Here is an 11,593-nt window from a genome sequence, read left to right on the forward strand (position 1 = left end):
GGCAAGCTGGATCGTCGTGCTTTGCCTGCTCCGGATCGTGCTGCTGTCGCGGGTGCTGGTCGTGGGCCGTCCGGTCCGCGGGAAGAGGCGTTGTGTGCGGCGTTCGCCGAGGTCCTGGGGGTGCCCGGGGTCGGGGTGGATGATGACTTCTTCGAGCTGGGCGGTCATTCACTGCTGGCCGTGCGGCTGGTGAGCCGCATCCGCGCCCTGCTGGACGTGGACGTCCAGGTCCGTACCCTGTTCGACGCCCCCACGGTGGCGGGTCTCGCCCTGCAGATCGGCGAGGAGAAGACCACGCGGCCCGCTCTGCGCCCGATGCGTGACCGCTGACGTCAGCCGCGTTCAACTGCCGCCTCAGCGCAGTTGAACGCGGCGGAAATGCGCGCATTGTTCATTCCCGAGGCATGCGCCATAGTGGACCACGCCGGTGACCAGGCAATCCGATTTTCTTAATTCATTTTTGCGTGCCCCGGTGTTTGGGCGGCTTTTTCACAGAAAAAGGGGTCCCGATGATTCCGTTGTCGTTCGCGCAGCGCCGGTTGTGGTTCATCGAGCAGCTTGAGGGCCCGAGCGCCACCTACAACATTCCGGTGGCGCTGCGGTTGACGGGCGAGGTGGACAAACCGGCGCTGGCCGCCGCGCTACGGGACGTCCTGGAACGGCACGAGGTGCTCCGGACCCTGATCGGCATGGCCGACGGCGAGCCGTACCAGCGCATCGTGGACATCGACCAGCTGGACTGGGCGCTCGAACTGGTCGAGCTGCCGCCCGCGGAGCTGGCCGGCGCGGTGGACGACGTCCTGGAGCACGCCTTCGACCTGGCGGCGGAGGCGCCGATCCGGGCGTGGCTGTTCTCGGCCGGGCCGGAGGAGCACGTGCTCGCCGTGGTGCTGCACCACATCGCCGGCGACGGCTGGTCGAAGGGGCCGCTCGCGCGCGACCTCTCCGCCGCGTACGCCGCCCGCCGTGAAGGGCGGGTCCCGGGGTGGGAGCCGCTGCCGGTGCAGTACGCCGACTACACCCTGTGGCAGCGCGAGCTGCTCGGCGACGAGACCGATCCGGACAGCGTGCTGTCCCGCCAGCTCGCCTACTGGCGGCAGGCGCTGGCGGGCGCGCCTGAGGAGCTGGCGCTGCCCTTCGACCGCCCGCGCCCGCCGGTCGCCTCGCACGACGGGCACAGCGCGCCGTTCGAGATCTCGGCGGACGCGCACGCGCGGCTGGCGGAGGTGGCGCGGGCCGAGGGCGTGACGACGTACATGGTGGTGCAGGCCGCGCTGGCGATGCTGCTGTCACGGCTGGGCGCGGGCACCGACATCCCGATCGGCCAGGTCGTGGCCGGGCGCACGGACGTCGCGCTGGAAGAGCTGGTCGGTTTCTTCGTCAACACCCTGGTCCTGCGCACCGATCTGTCCGGCGACCCGGCCTTCCGCGAAGTGCTCGCCCGGGTCCGGGAGACCAGCCTGTCGGCGTTCTCACACCAGGACGTGCCGTTCGACCGGCTCGTCGAGGAGTTGACGCCGAGCCGGTCGCTGGCCCGCCACCCGCTGTTCCAGGTATTGCTCACCGTGCAGAATGTCGCACAGGCGACCGTGGACCTGCTGGGCCTGCGTGCCGGCGGCGGTACGGACGCGGCCCCCGGCGGCACGGCGGTGTCGCGGTTCGACGTGGAGGTCAGCGTCGGCGAGCTGTTCGACGGCGAGGGCAGGCCGGCCGGGCTGCGCGGCTCGGTGATAGTGGCGGCCGACCTGTTCACGGCGGAGTCGGCCGCGCTGCTCGCCGGGCGGCTGCGGCGCGCGATCGAACTGCTGACCGGCGAGCCGGAGACCCGGCTGAGCAGGGTGGAGGTGCTGGCGGCGGCGGAGCGGCACCGGCTGCTGGTGGAGTGGAACGCCACGGCGGCCGAGTTCCCGCGGGTCACGGTGCCGGAGCTGGTCGAGGCCCAGGCGGCGCGCACCCCCGGCGCGACCGCCGTCGTCTTCGACGGCGACCAGATCACGTACGCCGAGCTCGACGCCCGCGCGAACCGGCTCGCCCACCACCTGATCGCGCTCGGCGTCGGCGCGGAGTCCACGGTCGGGCTGTGCCTGCCGCGCGGGATCGACATCGTGACGGCGATCCTGGCCGTGTGGAAGGCGGGCGGCGCCTACGTGCCGCTCGATCCCGCCCACCCGGCGGACCGCCTGGCCTTCGCCGTGGCCGACGGCCAGATCCGCGTGCTGGTAGGCGACCGGGAGGTCGCGGGCGCGGATCACGTGGTCCGGCTCGGTGACACGCTTCTGGACGGCTACCCGGCCACCGCTCCGGAGCGCCCGGCCGGCGGGCTGGCGTACGTCATCTACACCTCCGGCTCGACCGGCCGGCCGAAGGGCGTGGCGGTCGAGCATGCCTGCCTGGCGAACCTCGTCTCGGTGTTCGGGCCGCTGATGGAGGTGGGCCCGGGCGTACCGGTGCTGCAGTTCGCGTCGTTCACGTTCGACGCGTCGGTGCTGGACGTGGCCGTGACCCTCGCGCTCGGCGGAACGCTCGTCGTGGCGAGCGCCGCCGAGCGCGCGGAGCCCGCCCTGCTGCGCGCCCTCGTCGAGACGGCCGGGGTGCGCTCGGCCAGCGTCATCCCCTCGCTGCTCGCGGTCCTGGAACCCGGCGACCTGCCCGGGGTGCGCGCCATGGTGGTGGGCTCGGAGGACATCCCGCCCGCACTGGCGCGGGCCTGGGCCAGGGGACGCCGGCTCATCCACGCGTACGGGCCGACCGAGGCGACCGTGATCACCGCGGCCGGGCAGGTGGACCCTGACGGGGACGGCGCTGTGCCGTTCGGCGGGCCGCTCCCCAACACCCGCATGTACCTGCTGGACGACTACCTGGAGCCGGTCGCGCCGGGCGTCGCCGGCGAGCTGTACATCGCCGGAGCCCAGGTCGCGCGCGGCTACGTCGGGCGTCCCGGGCTGACCGCCGAACGGTTCGTGGCGTCCCCCTTCGCGGCCGGAGAGCGTCTCTACCGCACCGGCGACCTGGTGCGATGGACTCCCGACGGGCGGCTGGTCTTCGCCGGTCGCGCCGACGAGCAGGTCAAGGTACGCGGGTTCCGCATCGAGCCCGGTGAGGTGCGGGCCGCGGTCACCGCCCACCCCGGGGTGGCGCGGGCCGCCGTCGTCGCCCGCGAGGACACGCCCGGCGACGTTCGCCTGGTCGCCTACGTCGTACCGTCCGAACCCGGCGGGGCCGACCTCGCCGAGCCGGTACGCGCCTTCACCGCCGAACGCCTGCCGGAGTACATGGTGCCGTCGGCGGTCGTCGTACTGGACGATCTGCCCCTGACCGCGAACGGAAAGCTGGACCGCCGCGCCCTGCCCGCACCCGAGTACGCCACCGGCGCGGGACGCGCACCCGCGAACGCCAGGGAGGAGCTCGTCTGCGCGGCCTTCGCCGAGGTGCTCGGGCTGGGCAGCGTCGGGGCCGACGACAACTTCTTCGCGCTCGGCGGCCACTCGCTGCTCGCCATCCGCCTGGTGGAGCGACTGCGCGAGCGCGGCGTCGAGGTGTCGGTACGCGCGCTGTTCCAGGCGCCCACCCCCGCCGGCCTGGCGTGGTCGTCCGGCGCGGCCCCGGCGGCCGTCCCGGACAACCTGATCCCGCCCGGCGCCACGGAGATCATGCCCGGCATGCTCCCGCTGGTGGACCTCACCGGCGACGAGATCGACCGGATCGTGGCCACCGTCGAGGGTGGCGCCCCCAACGTCGCCGACGTGTACCCGCTCGCCCCGCTCCAGGAAGGACTGCTGTTCCATCACCTGCTGGCCGGCGGTGGCGAGGACGCCTACGCGCTGCCGACGGTCGCCGAGTTCGACACGCGGGCCCGGCTCGACGCCTTCCTGGACGCGCTGCAACGGGTCGTCGACCGCCACGACATCCTGCGCACCGGCATCGTCTGGGACGGACTACGCGAACCCGTACAGGTGGTGTGGCGCCGTGCCACCCTCCCCGTCGAGCAGGTGACGCTCGACCCGGCGAGCACCCACCCGGTGGCCGACCTGGTGGCCGCCGGCGGGCAGTCGATGGACCTCGGCCGCGCGCCGCTGATCAGGGTGCACACGGCCGCCGCGCCCGGCGGTCGGTGGCTGGCGCTGCTCCGCATCCACCACATGGTGCAGGACCACACCGCCAAGGAGGTCCTGCTCGACGAGGTCCACGCCTTCCTGAGCGGTCGCGGGGACGAGCTGCCCGAGCCGCTGCCGTTCCGCACCTTCGTGGCGCAGGCACGCGGCGGCGACTCCGACGCCGGGCACGCCTCCTACTTCGCCGGTCTCCTGGGCGACGTGACGGAGCCGACCGCCCCGTACGGGGCGGCGGACGCGCGCGGCGACGGCGCCGGGGTCGTCAGGGAAGAGCTGGAGCTGTCCCCCGAGCTGACCGGGCGGCTGCGGGACGTCGCCCACCGCATGGGCGTCAGCCCCGCGCCCGTGATGCACGTGGCCTGGGCGCGAGCGCTCGCCGCCGTCAGCGGCCGGGACGACGTGGTGTTCGGGACCGTGCTGTTCGGCCGGATGAACGCCGGGATGGGCTCCGACCGCGTGCCTGGCCCGTTCATGAACACCCTGCCCGTACGGGTCCGCACCGACCGGCTCGGTGCGCACGACGCGGTGTCCGCCATGCGGGAGCAGCTCGGAGAGCTGCTGGAACACGAGCACGCGTCATTGGCCGTCGCGCAGCGGGCCAGCGGTGTCGCCGGTGACACACCGCTGTTCACGTCGTTCCTCAACTACCGGCGCCAGACCGGTCGCGCCGGCGGGCGGATCGAGGGCGTCCGTACGGTCTTCACGCACGACCGCACCAACTATCCGCTCGCCGTGGCGGTCAACGATGACGGCGGCGCGCTGTCGCTGACCGTGGACGCGGTCGCGCCCATCGACCCGCTGGCCGTGGCGGGTCTGCTGCGTACTGCCACGGGCAACCTGGTGGCAGCACTGGAGGCCGTGCTGGACGGTGGGCCGGATGTGCCGCTGGGTGACGTGGACGTGCTGGGCGCTGGTGAGCGTCGTCGGGTGGTGGAGGAGTGGAATTCCACGGCGGTCGAGGGTTTGGACGCGTCGGTGGTGGAGTTGTTCGAGGGGCAGGATCCGGGTGCGGTGGCGGTGGTGGCCGATGGGGTGGAGGTCTCTTTCGGGGAGTTGGATGAGCGGGCCAACCGGCTGGCGCATGTCCTGATCGGCGAGGGTGTTCAGGCCGAGTCGGTGGTGGGCGTCTGCTTGGAGCGTGGTGTCGATCTGGTGGTGGCGTTGCTGGCGGTGTGGAAGGCGGGGGCGGCGTATGTGCCGGTTGATCCTCGGCAGCCGGTGGAGCGGATCGCGTTCATGCTGGCCGACAGTCGTGCGGTGGTGACGGTGACGAGCGCGGAGATCGCCGAGGAACTGCCCGCGGGCCGGGCCCGGATGCTCACCCTCGACGACGCGTTCACCAGGATGCGGTTGGCTGCCGCGCCTGCGACCAGGCCGGAGCGGACGCTGCTCGGTGGGCAGGCGGCGTATCTCATCTATACGTCGGGTTCGACGGGGCGGCCGAAGGGTGTGGTGGTCACTCAGGCGGGGCTGGCCAACTATGTGGGCTGGGCTGCTGGTGCTTATCGGGTGGGTGGTGGGGCGCCGTTGCATTCGTCGATGGCGTTCGACCTGACGGTGACGAGTGTGTGGGTGCCGTTGGTGTCGGGGGCGGCGGTGGCGGTGAGTGTGGGGGGCGGTGCTGAGGGGCTGGCTGAGGTGTTGGCCGGTGATGCCGGGCTTGGGTTGGTGAAGGCGGTGCCGGGACATCTGGGCTTGCTGGCGGAGATGATGCCGGAGGATGTCGGGCGTACGTGGGTGGTGGGCGGGGAGGCGTTGTCGGGCGCGGCGGTGCGGGCGTGGTTGGGCCGGTCGCCGGAGTCGGTCGTGGTCAATGAGTATGGTCCGACGGAGACGGTCGTCGGGTGTTGCGTGTTTGAGGTGCGGGCCGGTGACGAGGTCGGGGAGTCGGTGCCGATCGGGCGTCCGATTGCCAATTGCCGGTTGTATGTGCTGGATGAGCGGTTGCGGCCGGTTCCGCCCGGGGTGGCGGGTGAGTTGTACATCGCCGGCGCCCAGGTCGCGCGCGGCTATGCCGGACGTTCAGGGTTGACCGCGGAGCGGTTCGTGGCCTGTCCGTTCGTCCCCGGCACCCGCATGTACCGCAGCGGTGACGTGGTCCGCTGGAACGCCGAGGGGAACCTGGAATACCTCGGGCGGGCTGACGAGCAGGTGAAGATCCGCGGGTTCCGCGTCGAGCCGGGCGAGGTGCAGGCCGTGGTGGCCGCGCATCCACTGGTGTCCCAGGCGGTTGTGATCGCCAGGCAGGACACGCCCGGAGACATCCGGCTGGTCGCGTACGTCGTCGGTGATGACGGGCTTCCTGATCTCGTGCGCCGCTTCGTCGCCGATCGGCTGCCCGACTACATGGTGCCGTCGGCGGTGGTGGCGATGGACGCGCTGCCTCTGACCGTGAACGGCAAGGTGGACCGCAGGGCGCTGCCGATGCCCGAACGCGCGACCGGCGCGGGACGGGGGCCTGTCACGGCTCGGGAGGAGTTGTTGTGCCGGGCGTTCGCCGAGGTCCTGGGTGTGGCCGAGGTGGGGGTCGACGACGACTTCTTCGCGCTCGGCGGTCATTCGCTGCTGGCGGTGCGGTTGGTCAGCCGGGTGCGGGCGCTGCTGGGTGTTGAGCTGGTGCTGTCGGTGCTGTTCGAGGCGCCGACGGTGGCCGGGCTGGCGGCTTGTTTGGCGGAGGCGGGGAGGGCCCGGGTCCCGTTGACGGTGATGGAGCGGCCGGAGCGGGTGCCGTTGTCGTTCGCGCAGCAGCGGTTGTGGTTCATCAGCCAGCTTGAGGGGCCCAGCCCCACGTACAACATCCCGATCGTGCTGCGGCTGGGCGGGGAGGTGGACGTCGAGGCGTTGGAGCTGGCGCTGCGGGATGTGATCGGGCGGCACGAGGTGCTGCGGACGGTGTTCCCCGCCGTGGACGGTGAGCCCTACCAGCAGGTTGTCGACGACCTCGGCTGGGGGCTGGCGGTGGCCGAGGTGGCGCCGGCCGAGCTGGACGCCGCGGTCGCGGAGGCGGCGAGCCATCCGTTCGATCTCACTGTTGAGGTCCCGATCCGGGCCTGGTTGTTCGAGGCGGGGCCGGACGAGCGGGTTCTGGTGGTGGTGATCCACCACATCGCGAGTGACGGCTGGTCGCGGGTGCCGCTGGCGTGGGATGTGTCGGTGGCGTATGCGGCTCGGCGCGAGGGTGCGGTCCCGGGGTGGGAGCCGCTGCCGGTGCAGTACGCCGATTACGCGCTCTGGCAGCGTGACGTGCTGGGCGACGAGCACGACCCGGACAGTCTGATCGCGGGCCAGGTCGCGTACTGGCGGGAGGCGTTGGCGGGGGCGCCGGAGGAGCTGGCGTTGCCGGTGGATCACGTGCGGCCGGCGGTGGCTTCTTATCGGGGGCACACGGTGCCGGTGGAGGTTCCGGCGGAGGTGCATGCGCGGCTGGTGGAGGTGGCGCGGGCCGAGGGTGTGACCACGTTCATGGTGGTGCAGGCCGCGTTGGCGGTGCTGCTGTCGCGGCTGGGCGCGGGGACCGACATCCCGATCGGTGCGGCCAACGCGGGGCGTACGGATGAGGCGCTGGACGACCTGGTCGGCTTCTTCATCAACACTCTCGTGCTGAGGACCGACCTGTCGGCCGATCCGACGTTCCAGGAACTGCTGGGACGGGTGCGGGAGACGAGCCTGGCGGCGTTCGCGCACCAGGACGTGCCGTTCGAGCGGCTGGTGGAAGAGCTGGCGCCCGCACGGTCGATGGCTCGGCATCCGCTGTTCCAGGTGATGCTGACGCTGGAGAACGCCGGAGAGGCGGAGCTGGAACTGCCCGGGATACGGTCCCGGCGGATGTCGGCCGGTGCGCCGGTGGCGAAGTTCGACCTCGAAGTGCTGCTCGGTGAGGTGTTCGACGCGGACGGCGGTCCCGCTGGGGTGCGAGGGTCGCTGGTCGCGTCCGCCGACCTCTTTGAACGGGGGTCGGTCGAGAAGCTCGCCGAACGGCTGACGCGGGTCCTGGACGTGATGACCGCCGAACCGCAGACCTGCATGAGCGGCATGGACGTGCTGGACGCCGAGGAACGCCGGCAGGTGCTGGCGGAGTGGAACGACACGGCGGCGGAGGTGCCGTCGGCGACGTTGGTGGAGTTGTTCGAGGCCCGGGTGGCGGGGTCGGCGGGGGCGGTCGCGGTGGTGGCTGAGGGGGCGGAGGTGTCGTTCGCGGAGTTGGACGGGCGGGCCAATCGGTTGGCGCGCTTGCTGGTGGGGCGTGGGGTGGGGCCGGAGTCGGTGGTGGGTGTGGTGTTGGGGCGTGGGGTGGAGTGGGTTGTCGCGGTGCTGGCGGTGTTGAAGGCGGGGGCGGCGTTCTTGCCGGTGGATCCGGCTTATCCCGCCGAGCGAATCGCTTTCTCGCTGAGCGATGCGGGAGTGGGGACGGTGGTGACGTCGTCGGATCTGGCCGAGGGGTTGCCGGCGGCGGTGCTGCTGGATGATCCGGCGGTGGTGGCGGAGCTGGGTGGGTTGCCGGATGCGCCGCTGCGGGTGGAGGGGCTGCTGCCGGGTTGTGCGGCGTATGTGATTTACACGTCGGGGTCGACGGGGCGGCCGAAGGGTGTGGTGGTGACGCATGCGGGTGCGGTGAATCTGCTGGCGGCCGGGGGCTGGGGGGTGGGGTCCGGGGACCGGGTGTTGCAGTTCGCGTCGCCGGGCTTCGACGCCGCCTGCTGGGAGTTGCTTGTCGCGCTGTGGTCGGGCGGTTGCTTGGTGATGGCCGATGCTCAGGGTGATGTGGCGGGGGTGGTGGCGCGGTTCGGGGTGAGTCATGTGTTGGTGCCGCCGTCGTTGTTGGGGGTGTTGGAGCCGTCTGACCTGGTCGGGGTCCGGACGTTGGTGGCGGGTGGCGAGGCGTTGGGCGCGGAGTTGGTGGCGCGATGGGGGGCTGGGCGTCGGCTGGTGAATGCGTATGGGCCGACGGAGGTGACGGTGTGCGCGGCGATGACGGATGAGCTGCCGGCCGGTGAGGAGGTGTCGATCGGTGGGCCGAATGTGAATACGCGGGCGTACGTGCTGGATGGGTTCCTTCGGCCGGTGCCGCCGGGCGTGGCTGGCGAGCTGTACCTGGCGGGGGCGCAGGTGGCGCGCGGGTATGTGGGGCGTGCGGGGCTGACGGGTGAGCGGTTCGTGGCGGATCCGTTCGATACGGGTGGGCGGATGTATCGGACCGGGGACCGGGTGCGGTGGAACGCGGGTGGGGGGTTGGTGTTCGCGGGCCGGGCGGATGATCAGGTGAAGATCCGCGGGTTCCGGATCGAGCCGGGTGAGGTGCAGGCGGTGGTGGCCGCGCATCCGGAGGTGGTGCAGGCCGCGGTGATCGTCCGGGAGGACGTGCCGGGTGACAAGCGCCTGGTCGCCTACGTCGTCCTGGGTGAGGTCACCGTTGCGGACGTGACCGGGTGGGTGGCCGAACGGTTGCCGGGTTACATGGTGCCTTCGGCGATCGTGACCTTGGACGCGCTGCCGTTGACCACCAGCGGAAAGCTCGACCGAAAGGCCCTGCCCGCCCCTCACCACAGCGGCCATGCGAGCCGGGGCCCGGCGAACGTGCGCGAGGAGATTCTTTGCGGGGTGTTCGCGCAGGTCCTGGGGTTGCCCGAAGTGGGCGTGGAGGAGGACTTCTTCGCGCTCGGCGGGCACTCGCTGCTGGCGGTGCGGTTGGTGAGCCGGGTGCGTGCGGTCCTCGGTGTGGAGGTGCCGTTGCGGGCGTTGTTCGAGGCGCCGACGGTTGCGGCGCTGGCGGGGCGGCTGACCGGTGCTGAGGGGGCACGGTTGGCGTTGGGGGCGGTGGAGCGGCCGGAGCGGGTGCCGCTGTCGTTCGCGCAGCAGCGGTTGTGGTTCATCAGCCAGCTCGAAGGGCCGAGCGCGACGTACAACGTGCCGATCGTGCTGCGATTGTCGGGGGACGTCGATCGGGAGGCTCTCGGGCTGGCGTTGCGGGATGTGATCGGGCGGCACGAGGTGCTGCGGACGGTCTTCGCCGTCGCGGACGGCGAACCTTGCCAGCGGATCGTCGACGAGCTCGACTGGGAGCTGACCGTCGCCGAGGTCGCGCCGGACGAGCTGGAAGGCGCTGTCGCCGAAGCGGTGCGGTACGCCTTCGACCTGTCGGCGGAGGCGCCGATCCGGGCGTGGCTGTTCGAGGCGGGCCCGGAAGAGAGAGTGCTGGTGGTCGTCGTCCACCACATCGCCAGTGACGGCTGGTCCATGGCGCCGTTGGCACGCGATGTCTCGGTGGCCTACGGGGCTCGGCGTGAAGGGCGGGCTCCGATGTGGGAGTCGTTGCCGGTGCAGTACGCCGACTACGCGCTCTGGCAGCGGGAGTTGCTGGGCGACGAGCGTGATCCGGACAGTCTGATCTCCAGGCAGATCGGTTACTGGCGGGACGCGCTGGCCGGGGTTCCCGAGGAGCTGTCGTTGCCGTTCGACCGGCCGCGCCCGGCCGTGGCGTCGCATCGCGGGCACAGCGTGCCGGTGGAGGTGCCGGCCGAGGTGCACGCGAGGCTGGTGGAGGTGGCGCGGGCCGAGGGCGTGACCGTGTTCATGGTGCTGCAGGCCGCGTTGGCGGTGTTGCTGTCGCGGCTGGGCGCCGGTACCGACATCCCGATCGGGTCCGCGAACGCCGGGCGCATGGACGTGGCGCTCGACGATCTCGTGGGGTGCTTCGTCAACACGCTGGTCGTGCGGGCGGATCTGTCAGAGGATCCGGAGTTTCGCGAGCTGCTGGGGCGGGTGCGGGAGCGGAGTCTGTCGGCGTTCGCGCATCAGGACGTGCCTTTCGAGCGGCTGGTGGAGGAGCTGGCCCCCGCGCGGTCGATGGCTCGTCACCCGCTGTTCCAGGTGGTCCTGACCAAACAGGACACCATCGATGCGGTCCTGGATCTCCCGGGGGTGCGGACGGGATCGGCGCCGGCTGCGGGGACGGGGAGGGCGGCGGCGAAGTTCGACCTCGATGTGATGGTGAGCGAGGCGTTCGACGGTCAGGGGGCGCCGGCGGGGGTGCGGGGTTCGATCACCGTGGCCACGGACCTGTTCGATCCGGAGTGGGCCGATCGTATTGCCGGCTATTGGGTGCGGGTCCTCGACACTGTCGGCACTGATCCGGGTATCCGTTTGAGCGGTGTGGGGTTGTTGGGCTCCGATGAGCGTCGTCGGGTGGTGGAGGAGTGGAATTCCACGGCGGTCGAGGGTTTGGACGCGTCGGTGGTGGAGTTGTTCGAGGGGCAGGATCCGGGTGCGGTGGCGGTGGTGGCCGATGGGGTCGAGGTCTCTTTCGGGGAGTTGGATGAGCGGGCCAATCGGCTGGCGCATGTCCTGATCGGCGAGGGTGTTCAGGCCGAGTCGGTGGTGGGGGTGTGTTTGGAGCGTGGTGTCGATCTGGTGGTGGCGTTGCTGGCGGTGTGGAAGGCGGGGGCGGCGTATGTGCCGGTTGATCCTCGGCAGCCGGTGGAGCG

The 11,593-nt window shown here is 71.5% G+C and carries 2 protein-coding genes; both read left to right on the forward strand.

Features of this window, described 5'->3' with window-relative positions:
- Positions 1-330: phosphopantetheine-binding protein (locus ACIBQ1_RS61565; protein ID WP_397292814.1), on the forward strand; the 330-nt coding region annotated here is incomplete at its 5' end.
- A gap of 179 nt (positions 331-509) precedes the next feature.
- Positions 510-11,593 (forward strand): amino acid adenylation domain-containing protein (locus tag ACIBQ1_RS61570; protein WP_397292816.1); only part of this gene is annotated, 11,084 nt, incomplete at its 3' end.

This window comes from Nonomuraea sp. NPDC050153, from assembly GCF_044460125.1.
Taxonomy (GTDB): Bacteria; Actinomycetota; Actinomycetes; order Streptosporangiales; family Streptosporangiaceae; genus Nonomuraea.